13 protein-coding genes are annotated in these 17,042 nt (G+C 42.6%); 7 read left to right on the top strand and 6 right to left on the bottom strand.

Annotated elements, in window-relative coordinates; genetic code table 11:
* The first annotated feature begins 20 nt into the window (after nucleotides 1–20).
* A complete protein-coding gene (gene pncA, locus M9189_RS06960) occupies nucleotides 21–629 on the top strand; it encodes a bifunctional nicotinamidase/pyrazinamidase (protein ID WP_250721966.1) in 609 nt (202 codons plus the stop codon).
* Here pncA and M9189_RS06955 read toward each other — a convergent pair.
* From M9189_RS06955 to M9189_RS06940, 4 genes are all read right to left on the bottom strand, one after another.
* Nucleotides 622–1,392, bottom strand: a complete 771-nt coding sequence (locus M9189_RS06955) for an MBL fold metallo-hydrolase (protein ID WP_250721965.1) — start codon at nucleotides 1,390–1,392, stop codon at nucleotides 622–624. The two genes, pncA and M9189_RS06955, sit on opposite strands and share 8 nt — an antisense overlap.
* Before the next feature lie 178 nt (nucleotides 1,393–1,570).
* Entirely contained in the window at nucleotides 1,571–2,815 is a 1,245-nt protein-coding gene (gene mtaB / locus M9189_RS06950) for a tRNA (N(6)-L-threonylcarbamoyladenosine(37)-C(2))-methylthiotransferase MtaB (protein ID WP_250721964.1), read from the bottom strand.
* 25 nt (nucleotides 2,816–2,840) lie between these two features.
* The gene (locus tag M9189_RS06945) at nucleotides 2,841–4,262 is read right to left on the bottom strand and encodes a MiaB/RimO family radical SAM methylthiotransferase (protein WP_250721963.1); all 1,422 of its coding nucleotides are present in this window, start codon (nucleotides 4,260–4,262) and stop codon (nucleotides 2,841–2,843) included.
* Nucleotides 4,263–4,401: 139 nt separating this feature from the next.
* Complete coding sequence (locus tag M9189_RS06940; protein WP_250721962.1) at nucleotides 4,402–5,061, bottom strand: ferredoxin--NADP reductase; 660 nt, start codon at nucleotides 5,059–5,061, stop codon at nucleotides 4,402–4,404.
* A 245-nt stretch (nucleotides 5,062–5,306) separates the two neighbouring features.
* Between M9189_RS06940 and M9189_RS06935 the strand changes: the two genes are divergently transcribed.
* Nucleotides 5,307–6,014: an SAM-dependent methyltransferase gene (locus tag M9189_RS06935; protein WP_250721961.1), complete on the top strand. Its 708-nt coding sequence runs from the start codon at nucleotides 5,307–5,309 to the stop codon at nucleotides 6,012–6,014.
* A gap of 192 nt (nucleotides 6,015–6,206) precedes the next feature.
* Here the strand turns inward: M9189_RS06935 and M9189_RS06930 are convergent, their stop codons facing one another.
* Together M9189_RS06930 and M9189_RS06925 are read right to left on the bottom strand one after the other, a co-directional pair.
* The gene (locus tag M9189_RS06930) at nucleotides 6,207–7,157 is read right to left on the bottom strand and encodes a phosphoribosylaminoimidazolesuccinocarboxamide synthase (protein ID WP_250721960.1); all 951 of its coding nucleotides are present in this window, start codon (nucleotides 7,155–7,157) and stop codon (nucleotides 6,207–6,209) included.
* A gap of 30 nt (nucleotides 7,158–7,187) precedes the next feature.
* Nucleotides 7,188–8,132 (bottom strand): PhoH family protein, encoded by a 945-nt coding sequence (locus tag M9189_RS06925; protein WP_250721959.1) that lies wholly within the window; start codon nucleotides 8,130–8,132, stop codon nucleotides 7,188–7,190.
* A 168-nt stretch (nucleotides 8,133–8,300) separates the two neighbouring features.
* Between M9189_RS06925 and mazG the strand changes: the two genes are divergently transcribed.
* The 5 genes from mazG to M9189_RS06900 all read left to right on the top strand — a co-directional run bounded on the left by mazG (nucleotide 8,301) and on the right by M9189_RS06900 (nucleotide 16,969).
* Nucleotides 8,301–9,089 carry a nucleoside triphosphate pyrophosphohydrolase gene (gene mazG / locus M9189_RS06920; protein WP_250721958.1) on the top strand — a complete coding sequence of 263 codons (789 nt, stop codon included), beginning with the start codon at nucleotides 8,301–8,303 and terminating at the stop codon, nucleotides 9,087–9,089.
* Nucleotides 9,090–9,143: 54 nt separating this feature from the next.
* On the top strand, nucleotides 9,144–11,384 hold the full coding sequence (locus M9189_RS06915) for an APC family permease (protein ID WP_250721957.1): 2,241 nt from the start codon (nucleotides 9,144–9,146) through the stop codon (nucleotides 11,382–11,384).
* A 153-nt stretch (nucleotides 11,385–11,537) separates the two neighbouring features.
* On the top strand, nucleotides 11,538–12,032 hold the full coding sequence (locus M9189_RS06910; protein WP_250721956.1) for a hypothetical protein: 495 nt from the start codon (nucleotides 11,538–11,540) through the stop codon (nucleotides 12,030–12,032).
* A gap of 61 nt (nucleotides 12,033–12,093) precedes the next feature.
* Complete coding sequence (locus tag M9189_RS06905) at nucleotides 12,094–15,366, top strand: S41 family peptidase (protein WP_250721955.1); 3,273 nt, start codon at nucleotides 12,094–12,096, stop codon at nucleotides 15,364–15,366.
* Between the two features lie 76 nt (nucleotides 15,367–15,442).
* Nucleotides 15,443–16,969 (top strand): DUF4301 family protein, encoded by a 1,527-nt coding sequence (locus M9189_RS06900; RefSeq protein ID WP_250721954.1) that lies wholly within the window; start codon nucleotides 15,443–15,445, stop codon nucleotides 16,967–16,969.
* Nucleotides 16,970–17,042 lie beyond the last annotated feature (73 nt).

The following is a 17,042-nucleotide window of genomic DNA, read 5'->3' as shown; positions in this document are numbered from 1 at the left end:
AAAAGGAGGGTTTGACCGAAATGAAAGCCTTAATAATTCTAGATCTTCAAAACGACTATCTTCCAGGTGGACCAATGCAAGTTCCCGGAGGTGACGAGATAATACCGGTTATAAACAATATTCAGAAGTACTTCAGGATTATTGTAGCAACCCGTGACTGGCACCCTGTCAACCATGGTTGCCTGGCATCCAATCATGACGGTCGTAAACCGGGTGATGTAATCAAACTGGCTGGTCAGAACCAAACTCTATGGCCGGATCACTGCATTCAGGGGAGTCCCGGTGCTGAAATCTCGCCCTTGCTTAATCAGGCACTGATAAGCAACTTTATCTTCAAGGGCAGTGACCCGGATATTGACTCCTACAGTGGCTTTTATGATAATGGTCATATGAAGGAAACCGGACTTCATGCCTATCTCAGAAGGAATGGCATAGCTGCTGTTTATATCTGTGGTCTGGCGGCTGACCGAGGTGTTTACAATACAGCAAAGGATGCTGTTCTCCTTGGCTATGAAACCTACGTTCTAACAGATGCAACAAGGGGTATGGATAATGCTGACACATTGAAAGCCTTTGAGGATCTCGAAAAACGTGGTGTTCATATTATTTCCTCATCAGAGATCAGTTAAGATCTAGTACCAAACCGTCATAAGCCAATTCGACATTAGCCGGAAGCTTTGCATTTATTTCGTCATGGAGGCCCAGTTGGTGACTTATATGCGTGATATAAGCCTTCTCCGGTCTGATCTCTTCAATGAGCTCAAGTGCCTGCTTAATGTTGAAATGCGATATATGCTCCTCAAAGCGCAGTCCGTCAACTATCAGCACTTTTGTCCCTTTTAGCTTGGCGTATTCATCATGTGGTACAAAATTAGTGTCGGTCAGGTAACTAAAATCCCCCACTCTGTATCCAAGGACAGGTAACCTATGATGCATAAGCCTGACAGGTACTATTTCAACACCTTCCATTGTAAACGGCTTATCATCAATTGCTTGAAATTCTATATCAGGAAGGCCTTCAAACTTAGTCTCGGTAAATGCATACCAGAAATCATGCTTTAGTACCTCTATGACGGGTTGTTCGGCATACATACGCACAGCCTTTTTGTTTAACCAGTTGAAGGCTCTCAGATCGTCCAAACCTGCAGTATGGTCGCGATGTGAATGGGTCATCAGTATCCCGTCCACATGTCTGATATCGTTGTTTAGCATCTGCATCCTGAAATCAGGACCAATGTCGATTACTATATTCTTATCTCCGACCTGAATTAATACGGAAGGTCTAAGCCTTTTATCTTTCGGATTACCTGAGGTGCAAACCTTGCAACGACAGGCAATCATGGGAACCCCCAAAGAAGTTCCCGATCCCAATACAGTAACTCTTAGTTTCACAAAGCCAGCGTTTCAGGCTAAATTACAAGATTATCCCTAAATCTGTTCAGCTAGTGCTTAATTTTTACTGTGGAGAATTGTACTTGAGGGACTAATGAGCCATGGTACGATAACGCAAAAGTGCAGCTCTGATGAAGAAAACTAAATCTTCGATTTTCTTGTAACCTAAATGTCCCTGTCAGAAATCCTTTACCCTTGCAAGTACAGTCTCAAAGCGGTTGCGTTTCTTGTTTTCACTGGCGAACTGCATGGGAACATAGTAGCCATTATAGCCTGACGCCATGCCATTCTCCCACTTTTCAACAAGGATACGTTGCTCAGTATTATCAAAAGCGGCTCTGTAGTCTTTTTGAAGTTTAGCAGCCAGTTCATGCATCCTGCGGCTTCTCTCAGTCTTGATCTTCTCGTTGACTTGTTCCGGCATCCTTGCAGCCCTTGTATTCTGCCTTACTGAATACTTGAAAATATGCATATGGCCAAAACCGACCTCCTTGGAAAGTTTCATCGTATCGGCAAATTCCTGTTCGGTTTCCCCGGGGAAACCGACTATAACATCTGTGGTAAAGTTAAACAGAGGATCCTTTTTCCTTACGTTTTCAACTATTTTCATGAAATCCTTCACAGAGTACATCCTGCGCATCTGCAGCAGGATACGGTCACTTCCGCTTTGCAGGCACAGGTGAAGGTGAGGTGCCAGTTTGGGATGCCCTACAAGACTGAAGAAATGGTCATTAAAGCGGTCTGGTTCGATAGACGAAATCCTTACCCTGAAATCCCCTTCAACATCAAGTATTTGTTCAAGCAAACCTGAAAATCCCAATCCCTCATGGTTATACCTGCTGATATTAACCCCGGTCAGTACTATTTCCTTTGCACCTTTTGCAACCACATCCCTCACATTCTCGAGTACTTTTTCGGAAGGCCTGCTTATAGCCCGCCCCCTTACAAAGGGGATGATACAGAAGGTACAGAAGTTATCGCAGCCATCCTGTATCTTGACCAGGCTGCGGGTATGAAACATCTCAGTAAAGGACTGATAACTGAAAAGGTCGAAATCTTTGTCTGAAAGTACTGGTGAACCACCCTTCAACAGTGAGTCTACCGAATGAAAAATGGCGCTCTTGGCCTTGTTGTTTATTATTGTAGCATTGGGAAATTTCTGCTGCAACTGGCCTGCATGACTCTCTGTCATGCAGCCTGTTATGATCATCCTGGCACCCGGATTTACTCGTGTAGCGTGACTTATGGCTTGTCTTGACTTCTGATTACTCTGGTTGGTTACCGTACAGGTGTTTACAACTACTATATCAGCGTTATGTTCCTGCTCGGAGACCTCGTATCCGTTATCCTTAAACTGGGCAGCAAGTGCATCCATCTCATACTGGTTGAGCCTGCATCCCAGGGTTCTAAATGCTACTTTCATTATTCAGCCTTCCTTATTTTAAAGCTTATCCAAGCTGTAAAGCTTCCACTCCAACTAACTCGCCTTCAGCACTAAAGGGTCGTACCGAATCAATCCTTACATCAACAAACTTTCCAACCAGACTCATGTCATCCGATTGAAAGCGCACTATTATCTTGCCTTCTGTGTGACCGCTCAGATACCCTTCCTTACGGTCCGTTCCTCGTACTAACACACGAACTGTTTTATCCTTCAGGTGTTTTGTATATTCTATGGCTACCTTCTCAAGATCCCTGCTAAGCACTGCATAACGCTGTTTTTTTACTGCAATGGCTACATCGTCAGCCCAGGCATAGGATGCCGCACCGGGACGAGGTGAATACATTGCAATATAGGCCATGTTATATTTAAACTCGTACATTGCCTTACGGGTGTTTTCAAACTGCTCATCAGTCTCCCCGGTAAAGCCAACTATAATGTCGGTAAAGAGTGTGGCCTGTGGAACTAACTCCCTGATCCAGCCTACTACCTCACGGTAGCGGTCCATGCTGTGCTTACGGTTCATCCTTATTAAAACCTTGTCGTCGCCCGACTGAACCGGCAGGTGTATCTGCTTGGCAAGTGAACGTCTCCTTGCAATGGCTTCAATTACATCACGCTTCATATCCCTGGGGTGCGGAGAGGTAAAGTAAATCCATACCTCCCTGCCTGAATTATCGGCCATCTCTCCAAGCTGGTCTATAAGTTCTGCAAAACTTAATTCAGCACCCTTCTTGTCCAGACCATAGGAGTTTACATTCTGACCAAGCAGGGTGATACTCTTGTATCCACGTGCTATCAGATGCTTTGCTTCCTCAAGGATATCTACAGAGTGACGACTTACCTCACGTCCGCGGGTGTAGGGAACTGCACAAAAGGTGCAAAACTTATTGCATCCGTTTTGTATGGGAATAAATGCCTCGAAATCACTATTGTAGATCGGAGTCACCTCCCAGGTTTGTGGAGGTGCTGCTACCTTGGAAACTGGCTTTAGTCCGGCAAAATTGAGTTTCTCAGCCGGAGTGGCCGGGCGGGCCACTTCCTTCATCTCCTCAGAGTCAACTACAGGATTATTGGATATGGGAGTAGTAACACCATACTGACTCAGCATTGCCGGGAAGGATGCCAGCTCCTTCATATCAAAGACAAGGTCAAACAGCTTCAGGAATTTCTGCTGGTCATCAGGCAGGATACAACCAGAAACAAAGGTGATAAGATTCTTCTTATTCTTCCATTTGTTCCACTTTGCTATCTTTGAATATACCTTGTCTATGGCCTTCTGCCTGACAGAACAGGCTATTATTCCTATAATATCAGCATCCTCTTCCTTTTCAGTCTGAACATAACCCAGTTTTGCCATTATTGCCTGCACGCGTTCTGCGTCGGCATGGTTCATCTGACAACCCAATATCACTAAATGGTACTTCATATTCCTGATGCTAAGTCAATTTATCTGCACTGCAGTCTACATTTTACTATGTGAACTGCGCTTCCCGTATCCGGACTGGTCTTAGTCCCTTAGGTATGAGCTTCTAACTACTTTCCTAAGTCAAACAGACTCTGCCATGTTAAAAATATACTTCCGTGAATACATTTTCCGAATTAACACCTTGTTTTTCAAGGATATCAAACACATCATGTATCATATCACAGTTCCCGCAAAGATAACACAAAGTATCGGGACTTACGGGGTTTTCACTGAGGTACTCTGTTACCCTTCCATGAAAATCTCCACTGGCATCTCTTGAGGTGCAGGCAAAGTACCTGTCTCTGGGATAACTGTTCTTCTCATAAGTCTCAGTTGCAAATCTTACTCCGTGTATAATCCTGTAATCCAGATGTGGGTAGGAACGTACAAAACTGTGAAATGGAGATATCCCGGTTCCGCTTGCAATAAACAGAAACTTAGATTTCTGTATGCCTGCCTCATTTAGGGTAAAATAACCCACAGCATCATTTACTACAACACTGTCACCTGCTTTCAATCGTGCTAGTGATGGGGAAACCTGGCCCAGACTAATCTCCCTTACTAGAATTTCCAGGAAATCATCATCTACTCCACTATATATTGAATACTCCCGTGTGTTTATTCCATTTGGCGGTCCTACCTGGATATGCTGACCGGGCACAAATTCAAGTCCGTTACGTTCAAACTTCAGTACAAAGGTTGAATCAGTTAAAACCCTCTTTTCAAGTATTGTATGCAGGTTAAATAGTCGTTTACGCATTTTGTTTTCTCCTTAAGCGGTGCAAAAATCGCTTTTTTTGGAATGAGTTCAAAGTAAATAAAGGTTTTTGTATCCACTTATCCTAAACGCCAATCCATACTGGCCGGATATATGGTAGGTATGGAATAACATGGTGTTAATCAGGTAGGAATATTAATATCAAAGGGTCGCTCTTTATTTCCGCTCACAAAAGTTTGGTGCCATCCCTACAGAAGAAATATCTTTGATGTCCAAACACGACAAAAATGAAAGGCAAACTCTATCTGATACCCAATACTCTCGGCTCTCAGGAAACTAACCATGTAATACCTGAGGTTGTTGCTGCAAGGGCAGTAACACTAAAACACTTTGTTGTAGAAGACCTCAGAAATGCAAGACGTTATCTTAAACTGCTTGACAGGAACATGGATATAGACGGATCTCAGTTTTACACTCTCAACAAGCATAGCACTGAAGAGGAATGGACAGGATATCTGAAGCCTATGAAGGAAGGTCATGACATGGGACTGATTTCAGAGGCTGGCTGTCCTGGAGTTGCTGATCCGGGTGCCGAACTGGTAAGACTGGCCCATGACAATGGCTTTGAGGTAGTGCCTCTTGTTGGTCCTTCTTCCATCCTGCTTTCAATTATGGCCTCTGGGATGAATGGACAAAGCTTTGCCTTTAATGGCTATATACCAATCAAAAAAGATGAACGTGCGAAGGCTCTTAAAAGGCTTGAAAACAGATCAAGAGCTGAGCATCAGTCACAGGTTTTTATTGAAACTCCCTTTCGTAATATGCAGCTGCTGGAGGATATCCTGGTGGTATGTTCACCTCTTACCAGACTGTGCATAGCCTGCGATGTGACACTGCCTGATCAGTTTATAAGGACAAAAACCGTTGGAGCATGGAAATCTGCTTCCCTGCCTGATCTGCATAAAAAACAGGTAGTATTTATAATACAGGGATAAAAGTGCATTGCCTGAAACTATGGTTTCGCTAGCAGATGTAGTTTGTAGCAAATCAATTTATTGTAACCGCGGATAAACTTTGCAATCTGGTGAAAAAAAACAACTTGCTTAAATTGAAAAAGAGGTTGCCCTTAATTGGACAACCTCTTTTTTTATGACTCAGAAGGCCGGGGTCTGCCCCTCCCTTCAGTCTTATTTTAGTGTATTAAGAAACTCTGTTACGTTTTTCTCTATTCTTGCACTTACGTTATGTGCATCAGCCTTTTGGAACTTTTCACCGGTAATTTGTTCGAAGAGTTCAATATAACGCTCAGATACTGAAGCAACAAACTCCTCACTCATCTCAGGAACACTTTGTCCTTCCTTGCCCTGGAAACCGTTAGCTATAAGCCATTGGCGAACAAATTCCTTTGAAAGCTGCTTTTGCTCCTCTCCCTTCTCAAGTCGTTCCAGATATCCTTCTTTGTAGAAGTAACGTGATGAATCGGGAGTGTGAATCTCGTCGATTAAGTAGATCTTGCCGTCTTTTTTACCAAACTCATACTTGGTATCAACAAGGATAAGACCCATCTTATCGGCCATCTCTGTTCCCCTCTTAAAGAGCTCACGGGTATATTTCTCCAAAAGGATATAATCTTCTTCGCTTACAAGTCCCTGACTAATAATCTCCTCACGGGAAATATCAAGGTCGTGTCCTTGATCTGCCTTGGTAGTAGGTGTAATAAGTGGCTGATCAAACCTCTGATTTTCCTTCATGCCGTCAGGCATTGGAACTCCGCAAAGCTGCCTTTTGCCAGACTTATACTCACGCCAGGCATGACCGGTAAGATAACCACGTATTACCATTTCTACCTTGAAGGGTTCGCAGATATGTCCTACAGTAACCATCGGATCAGGCATACCAATCTTCCAGTTTGGCACAATATCAGCAGTGGCATCAAGAAACTTACCTGCTATCTGATTCAGCACCTGTCCTTTATAAGGAATACCCTTTGGAAGTACCACGTCAAAGGCTGAGATCCTGTCGCTTACTATCATCACCAGGTATTTATTGTCGATGTTGTATACGTCACGAACCTTACCGGTATACAGTGACTTCTGCCCGGGGAATTTAAAGTTGCTCTTTACAATTGCATTTTCCATTATAGCTCAGAAATATAAGGTTAACAGTACTTATTCCTTTTCATAGGCTTCGACAATGTCCTGTACAAGTCTGTGTCGCACTATGTCTTTAACATTAAATTTGATCCTTTCAATACCCTTGATTCCCTTAAGGATACGCATAGCCTGCACCAATCCCGAATTCTGGGGATTGGGAAGGTCTATCTGGGTAATGTCACCCGTTACAACAAACTTGGCACTGTCGCCCATACGGGTCAGAAACATTTTAAGCTGGTTTGTTGTGGTATTTTGGGCTTCATCAAGTATCACAAAGGCATTATTAAGTGTCCGACCACGCATAAAGGCCAGAGGTGCAATCTGTATAGTGCCATACTCCATATATTCCTTCAGTTTAGCAGCAGGAATCATATCCATCAGCGCATCATACAGGGGTTGAAGATAAGGATCAATTTTCTCCTTCATATCACCAGGCAAAAACCCGAGTTTTTCACCGGCTTCAACAGCAGGACGACTCAGGATTATCCTCTTGACCTCCTTACGCTTAAGTGACCTTACTGCAAGTGCTATTGCAGTATAAGTCTTGCCACTACCGGCAGGACCTATTGCAAAGATCAGGTCATTGCTAAGCGCAGCTTTGACCATTTTACGCTGATTCTCTGTGCGGCTTTTTATCGGCCTTCCATTTACTCCAAATAAGATTACATCATCATCTTCTTCTCTGGTACTACCGTTAACCACTGTTCCTCCACCTGCAAGTAGATCTATGACTGTCTCTTCCTTGAGTATATTGTATTGATGGTAGTGTTCGATTATTGCGTTGATTTTCTCTTCAAATGCAGCAATTTCCTCCTCATCCCCCATAGCCTTAAGCCAGTTGCCGCGGGAAACTATCTTAAGTTTTGGAAAATACGCCTTAACTATATCAAGCTTGGAACTGTTGATGCCCCAGAACTCAATCAAATCTATTGATTCAAGATAAATCAGTTTTTCAATCATAAAACGGCGCTAATTCATATTTTTGCTGATGCAAATTAACGATATTTTTCGCAGATGGCTCAAGGGGCATCTTGCTTTTTTCCCTAACACTAAAACCATAAAAACACTTAATGGTTTTAGTAAGATTTGAATATAGTTTTCACGAGCGATAATCTTTTCCTCAATATTATGCAAGACAAGAAGGATAAATTTCAGGAATTACTGGAAGTAATGAATCTACTCAGGGAAAAGTGCCCCTGGGACAAGGTACAGACCAATGAGTCACTAAGGACTCTGACAATCGAAGAAACATATGAGCTTTCAGAAGCCATACTAAAGAACGATGACAAGCTGATAAGCAAGGAACTGGGAGACCTGCTCCTGCATATAGTATTTTATTCACGTATTGGTGAGGAAAAAGGCAGTTTTGATATTGGAACAGTAATGCAACAGCTCATCGATAAGTTGATTTACAGGCACCCACATATATTCGCTGAGGTCGAGGTAGCCAATAAAAGGGAGGTAGAGGAAAACTGGGAAAAGCTGAAGCTAAAAGAAAAGGATGGCAATAAGTCTGTTCTCTCAGGTGTACCCTCTTCCCTACCTGCAATGATAAAGGCATACAGAATGCAGGATAAAGCCCGTGGTGTTGGCTTTGACTGGGATGAGAAAAACCAGGTATGGGACAAGGTTGCCGAAGAACTTGAAGAGTTGAAGCAGGAGATTGCTACCGGAGATATGGATAAGATAGAAGATGAATTTGGGGACGTTTTCTTCTCACTTATCAATGCAGCAAGGCTTTACAACATCAATCCTGAAGATGCCCTGGAGCGCACAAATCGCAAGTTTCTCGACCGCTTCAGTCTGATGGAACAGGAGACAATAAAAAAGGGACTCGATCTGAAAAAGATGAATCTTGATGAACTAAATTTCTATTGGGACAAGGCAAAAGAGGAGCTGAAAAAAGAGGGCAAATAGCCTACAGATTTCCCTAATTTGCTTAATTTAGTTGAAACAGTAATTATTGACCCCATGGAAAAAGGCAGTCTGTCTCATGCCAAAGCTAATGGCTTTGGTACAGGTTCGGTGTTCTTTACAGCTGTATCCACTATTCTTGGAGCCATTCTCTTCCTTCGCTTCGGGTTTGCAGTAGGCACTCTTGGATTTTGGGGAGCAATCCTGTTAGTCTTATTGGGTCACCTAATTACTATTCCAACTGCATTAGCAATTTCTGAGCTTTCTACAAATACCAGGGTTGAAGGTGGCGGGGAGTATTTTATAATAAGCCGATCCTTCGGACTAAAGATTGGTACGACAATAGGTATTGCCCTTTATTTCTCGCAAACAATTAGTGTTGCTTTTTATATTGTAGCCTTTACTGAGGCATTTGAGCCTCTGTTTAACTGGTGGCAAGGCTATTTCGGATGGGTTCTGCCAAGACAGGCGATCAGCCTCCCGGCCCTTATCCTCCTAGCCTTGCTGATGTTAAAGAAAGGCTCTTCGATGGGTGTAAAAACCCTGATCATCGTCACTGTAATTGTGTTTGGAGTGATACTTCTCTTCTTTCTAGGAAAACCAATAGAAACAGATGAGGCACTAAGAATACCTGGTAACAACTTTGGTTTCTTTAATCCGGAAAGCTTTTTCATGGTATTTGCAATTTGTTTTCCAGCCTTTACAGGAATGACCGCAGGAGTAGGTTTGAGTGGAGATTTGAAAAACCCAGGAAAATCAATACCTCTGGGAACTATTTGTGCTACACTTACTGGTATGATAGTGTATCTATTGTTAGTCTGGAAGTTTTCAGTATCGGCTTCTCAGGCCGACCTGCTCGAGCATCAGCTTATTATGTCGAAGATAGCTATTGGAGGAGCAATTATCATACCTCTTGGACTTGCTGCATCAACTTCATCTTCTGCTCTTGGTGCCGCTCTTGTTGCACCACGTACGCTTCAGGCAGTTGCGGCAGATAAAAGCCTGCCTTTGCGTAAATTTAACATCCTTATGTCGAGAGTCAGGGGCGAGAATCGGGAACCGTATAATGCAACCATACTAACCTTCTTAATTGCTGGCATTTTCGTTGCTTTTGGTAATGTAAATCTGGTAGCAGGTATTATCTCAATGTTCTTCCTGATTACGTATGGTTCTCTTTGTCTTATTTCTTTTCTCAACCATTTCGGAGCTCCACCATCATACAGACCCAGGTTCAAATCTCGCTGGTATCTGTCGCTTGCCGGATTCTTACTATCTATATGGTCAATGTTTCAGATCAGTCCACTTTACACAATTGCCTCCTATTCAATAATAATTATAATTTACCTTGTTATAGAACACTACAACAAGCATCAGAAAGGAGTTGTTAATATTTTCAAGGGGGCGTTGTTCCAGCTCAACAGATCCATACAGGTTTATGTACAAAATAATAATATAGACAAGGATCAGGAAGAATGGCGTCCTTCTGCAGTATGTATATCGCCTCACTCCTTTGAAAGAGACAAGGTGCTAAACCTTATGAAATGGATTAGCTACAAACACGGTTTTGGAACATATTTCCATTTTATTGAAGGTTATTATAGTCGGCAGACCCATCTTGAATCAAAAGAGATTCTTGCAAAGCTAATTGAGCTGCAGAAGGAGGAAAACAGTGGACTTTATATTGACACAATGATCTCACCGTCCTATACTTCTGCAATAGCACAGGTAATACAGGCTCCGTCAATCTCAGGGATGGAGAATAATATGGTTGTATTTGAATTTGACAAGGAACAGCCGGAAGAAATACACAGAATACTGGATAATATAAAACTGACAAAGGCCGGAGACTTTGATGTATGCATCTTTGCCGGATCTAAGAAGCAAATCAAACCTCAGAACGGCATCCATGTCTGGATAAGACCTACGGATATCAACAACACAAACCTGATGATATTACTGGGCTACATAATATTGGCCCACCCTGACTGGCGCAAAAGCTATATAAAAATATTCAGTATCTGCTCCCCAGGTTTCAGGGAGCAAACCCGCGAGGAACTGGAGACTCTTATTGAGTCGGGCCGACTGCCTATTACATTCAAAAATATTGAGATAATAAGTTCTGTTGGCAACCAGACCATTACTGATATCATCACTGAAAGATCCCAAAATGCAGCCCTTACCATAATGGGTTTTAGGGATGAGAAAATCAAGGAGCTTGGAAGTAATGTATTTACTGCTTATGATGAACTTGGTGATATTCTGTTTGTCAATGCTTCAATTTCAAAAGAAATAAAATAGCAGTTTTTGTCCCCAGTATTAAATTCTCTTAAAAACAGCGGTAGCAGAGTATTTCTCCTTGTTTTTGATGAAGTGTTTGGCTATTTTCAGCATATTCAAAACAGCTTCTAAGTAAAGAGGCTACTGTGTATTAAACGATATAACTGCTGGATTATGAGGTTCAGAGAATCACAAAGGATTGGGCAGGCCTGGCTGTGGTGTCTGCTTGCTTTAAGCGCCGTTCCTGTGTACCTTCCTCTATTTCGCAAACTTTTCTCTCCGGATACTCTGTCATGTAAAGACCTGAATCTATATCTGGCTATTCCCCACATTCTTATTACTCTATTACTTCTAATGGTAAACCTAAAGGTAGAAATTAGCGGACGTCGCCTGTCATATAGATTCTTCCCCTTCCACCTTAAAAAGAAAGAATTTGCACTCAATCGTATTGAATGTGCCTTCGTAAGAAAATTTGATCCGCTTGAGGAAAGAAGTTTATGGGGAATACATGCCTCTGGTTCAGTCAAATCATACCATCTGAATGGCCCCTGGGTCATTCAGGTTGAATTCAAAGGAGATCGTATACTGCTTCTGGGTACTAAAAGACCGGAGGAAGTAAGTAAGGTACTAAAAGACCTACGGATTCCTGATCAAGATATGCAGGTCTGAAACATGAAAGGTTTTGGTTTGTTAATTATATGTGAATCTATTATAGTTTAATTTATCTCTTATGCGAAAACTGTATTATAGTCTATTACTATTACTGTTACCCCTTGCATTCTCAGCAAAGGCTGAAGAGGCAAGGTTATTAAGATTTCCTGCTACCAACGGGGAAAAGGTGGTATTTACATACGCCGGAGACCTTTACAGCGTGCCGCTTTCAGGTGGTCTGGCCACAAAGCTCACATCCCATCAGGGTATGGAGATTTTTGCCCGATTCTCACCAGATGGTAAAAGCATTGCCTTCACTGGTCAATATGACGGCAACACAGAGGTTTACAAGATTGGTGCTGAGGGTGGAATTCCTGCAAGGCTTACTTATACTGCAACTTTGTCAAGAGATGATGTGGCTGATCGTATGGGACCAAACAATATTGTAATGGCATGGACTCCAGATAACAAGATTGTTTACCGCTCACGTCAGCATTCCTTCAATGACTTTAAGGGTAAACTTTATATTGTAAACCCAGATGGGGGACTTTCAACAGAAATCAAACTTCCTGACGGAGGTTTCCTTTCTTTCTCCCCCGATGGCAAGAAGATGGCATACAACAGGGTATTCAGGGAGTTCAGAACCTGGAAATACTACAAGGGAGGCATGGCCGACGAGGTGTGGATTCATGACTTTGAAACCAGGGAAACATATCAGATTACAAATAATCCTGCCCAGGATATATTCCCTATGTGGATTGGTGAGGAGATTTTCTTTATATCCGACCGTGACAGAACAATGAATCTTTTTGTATATAATTTGAGTACAGGTGCTACTGAAAAAGTTACCAGTTTCAATGAGTATGATATCAAGTTTCCCTCCCACCATGGCAACATTATTGTGTTTGAAAACGGTGGATATATATATAAATTCGATGCTTCCACACGCAAGCTGGAGAAGATAAATATTGAGATAAGTGACGAGCATATTTATGCCCGTCCTGCTCTTGTAGATGCCTCAAGGCGAATCACTTCGGCAGACCTGGCTACTGGTGGCGAACGGGTGCTGTTTTCAGCCAGAGGTGAGATATTCTCAGTACCTGCAACCGAAGGTATCACTTACAACCTTACCAAGAGCTCAGGAATCCATGAACGTAACGCAAGTTGGTCACCCGATGGCAAACAGGTAGCATGGCTTTCTGACAAAAGTGGCGAATATGAGATCTGGATTAGTGATGCTTTGGGTGAAGAATTACCCAGACAACTAACATCCGGAGGAGATACTTACAAATTTGGCTTTGAATGGAGCCCAGACGGCAAATTGATAGCCTGGAGCGACCAGCACTACTCATTATACGTCACTGATGTTGCCAACAGGATAACCAAAAAGATGATAACCAGTGAGGTAAATCAGATAAGAGACTACTCCTGGAGTCCGGACAGCAAGTGGCTGGCATTCACGGAAGCCGGAGAAAACAAAATGGGCTTAATAAAGCTGTTGAATGTTGATAATGGCAATATTCATACAGTAACTGAGTCTTGGTATTTCTCCGAGCAACCTTCATTCTCATCTGACGGGAAATACCTTGTATTCAGTTCGGAACGCAGCTTTAATCCGGTTTATGGTCAGACAGAATGGAACCATGTGTATATTAACATGGGCAAAGTATATATGATACTTCTGGCTGCTGATACCCCTTCTCCCCTTGCTCCAAAGAATCCTTTGATTGAGGATAAGCCAGCAAGCAACGGTGACAATGATAAGGACAACGGAAGCAGTTCCAAGGATAAGAATGCAAAGGAGAAAGCTGAGCTCAAACCCTTGGTTAGAATAGATCTTGAAGGCATAGAGAAGAGAATTATCGAACTGCCTGTTGAACCTGCCAACTACTACAATATTAGCGCTATTGGGGATAAGATTTATTACAACAAACAGGTTCAGGGTAATGAAGGACAGAATGGCTTGTATGTCTATAATCTCAAGGACAAAAAGGAGACTTTCCTTGGAAACTACAGGTATTCAGTTTCGGCTGATAAAAAGAAGATGCTTGTAGGAAAAGATAACTCCTGGGCAGTAATAGACCTACCCAGCGGATCAATCAATATTGAGAAAACTCTTGACTTGAGCTCAATGACAACTATGGTCAACTATCAGGAAGAATGGCAACAGATTTTTGATGAAGCATGGAGGCAGATGCGCGATTTCTTCTATGTTGACAATATGCATGGTTTGGATTGGGATGCAATCTATAAGAAATACAATGCATTGATTCCCTATGTTGCTCATCGTAGCGATCTGAACTATGTTATAGGAGAGATGATTGGTGAACTAAATGTAGGTCACGCTTATGTAAATCCTGGAGAACAGCCTGCAAGCAAGAGGATACAGACAGGACTGCTGGGTGCCAGAATAAGCGCCCATAGTTCTGGTTTTTTCAGGATAGACAGGATTCTTCCCGGCACCCCATGGAATACAAAGGTACAGTCACCTCTTGCAGCACCCGGAGTCAACATAAAAGAGGGTGAATACATCGTAGCAGTAAACAGAGTTCCTGCCAATAGTGTAAATGATATTTACAAATTACTTGTAGGAACAGCAGGGAAAGTTGTTGAACTATCAATCAACTCGAAACCTGAGCTTGCAGGAGCTCGCAATGTACTTGTTACAACCATTGCAGATGAGAGCCAGCTATATTACTATGCCTGGGTATCTGAGAATATCCGAAAGGTAAATGAGGCTACTAACGGTGAGGTAGGATACATTCACATCCCTGATATGGGACCTGAAGGCCTTAATGAGTTTGTCAAGTATTTCTATCCACAACTGAGCAAAAAGGCCCTGATTATAGATGATAGAGGCAATGGAGGCGGAAACGTTTCCCCAATGATACTTGAGCGTCTTAACAGGAAACCATACAGGCTTACCATGAGGAGGAATTCCTCAACAGTATCTACTGTACCGTCAGAATCCCTTGCCGGTCCAATGGCTGTACTGATAGACAAATACTCAGCTTCCGACGGTGACTTGTTCCCCTACGGATTCAGGAAAATGGGCCTGGGCACCATCATTGGTACACGTTCATGGGGAGGAGTTGTAGGTATCAGTTCACCCCTTCCATTTATTGATGGTACTGACCTTAGGGTACCACAGTTTACCTCTTTCTCATTAGAAGGAAACTGGATAATCGAGGGTCATGGTGTGGAACCAGATATTTATGTAGAAAATGATCCGTACAGTGAATATCTGGGAGAAGATGCCCAACTAAATAAGGCAATCGAAGTAATACTTGAAGAACTCAAGGAGCGAAAAGAACTGCCGGCAATCCCAGCTCCGCCGGTTAAAACTAACTAAAGATTAAAGGGACTTTGCCTCGGGGCAAAGTCCCTTCTCTACTTTCCGATGGTTTCTATTTCAAAGCATTATTCAAATGATAACACAGTCAGACCTGACCCAGATCACAGCAAAAGGCATTGACAAAATATCTCTGGAAGAGCAACTAGAGAGATTTGCCAAAGGCTTTGAACCGTTGAACATTGTAAGACCAGCCACCGTAGCCGACGGTATTGTAAGGCTTGATGATACGGAACTTGAAGCGTCGGTACAAGAATATGAAAGGGCCATAAAACAAGGAGTATCTGTTGCAAAGTTTGTTCCTGCATCTGGAGCCGCTACCAGGATGTTTAAAGACCTCTTTTCGTATCTTGATAACCCGGCTGATTTAGCATTACTTTCTGAAAACCATCCTGTGCGGCAGTTTATCGAACAGGCTCATCGTTTCGCCTTTTTCCCACTGCTTACAACCTTGGTAGATACTGATATAAATGATATTGACCATAGAAGGCAACATGCTGTAGCTGTTATCTCGGCTCTCCTGGAAAGCAATGGTCTAAACTATGGCTTTTTGCCAAAGGGACTAGTGCATTTTCACAGGTATGGAGACCAAATCCGCACATCGATGGAAGAACACCTTGTCGAAGGGGCTCTATATGTAAAAGACTCATCAGAAAGAGTTAGGATACACTTTACCATAAGCCCTCAGCATGAGGAGTATTTCAGGAAACAGTTGGATGCTGCTATACCCGAACTGAAAAAGACTTATGGAATATTACCTGAGGTAAGTTTTAGCTTCCAGAAGCCGCACACAGATACCCTGGCAGCAGGTCCTGACAACAGGCCATTTAGAGATGAAGAGGGGAAACTATTGTTCAGGCCGGGAGGCCACGGTGCTCTAATAGAAAATCTGAATGAACAGGAAACAGAAATCGTTTTTATAAAGAATATTGACAACGTAGTGCCAGAGCATCTGCTTGGAAGCACTGTCAGATATAAAAAGGCTTTGGGTGGTTTACTAATAAAGCTCAGGAAGAGCATTTATAATTACCTCACAAAGCTTGAGACCTCGTCTGATAACAGTCTTATTGATGAAATAAGCACCTTCCTGCAAGATGAACTTTATGTACAGCTTCCCGATTCTTTCAAGGCCTTAGGTCCTGATCAAAAGGCAGAGTACCTTCGCACCTACCTCAACCGTCCTATCCGTGTTTGCGGTATGGTCAAAAATGTGGGAGAACCAGGAGGTGGTCCTTTCTGGATAAGAGAGAAGAACGGTCAGGAAAGCTTGCAGATACTTGAAAGTTCTCAGTTTGATTTGAGCAATGCTGCTCAGAAGGCAGTATTCAATTCTGCAACCCACTTCAACCCAGTTGACCTTGTTTGTTCCCTTTTTGATTATAAAGGCAGAAAGTTTGATTTAAAGCAGTACACAAATCCGGAAACCGGTTTTATTTCAGAGAAGTCATACAACGGGCGTCCATTAAAGGCACTGGAACTACCGGGACTTTGGAATGGAGCCATGGCATCATGGATAACACTCTTTGTAGAAGTACCCTTAAGTACCTTTAATCCGGTCAAAGTGGTGAACGATTTGCTACGGTCACAGCACCAACCTGCCTAAGGTTTGTATTCATATAGGATTAATTAGGATGTTTTAGTTGGCAAATCATACTTTATGAGTAACTTTGCTCCTT

The organism is Xiashengella succiniciproducens, from assembly GCF_023674465.1.
Lineage (GTDB): Bacteria > Bacteroidota > Bacteroidia > Bacteroidales > Marinilabiliaceae > Geofilum > Geofilum succiniciproducens.
This window is presented reverse-complemented; position numbering and strand designations above follow the sequence as displayed.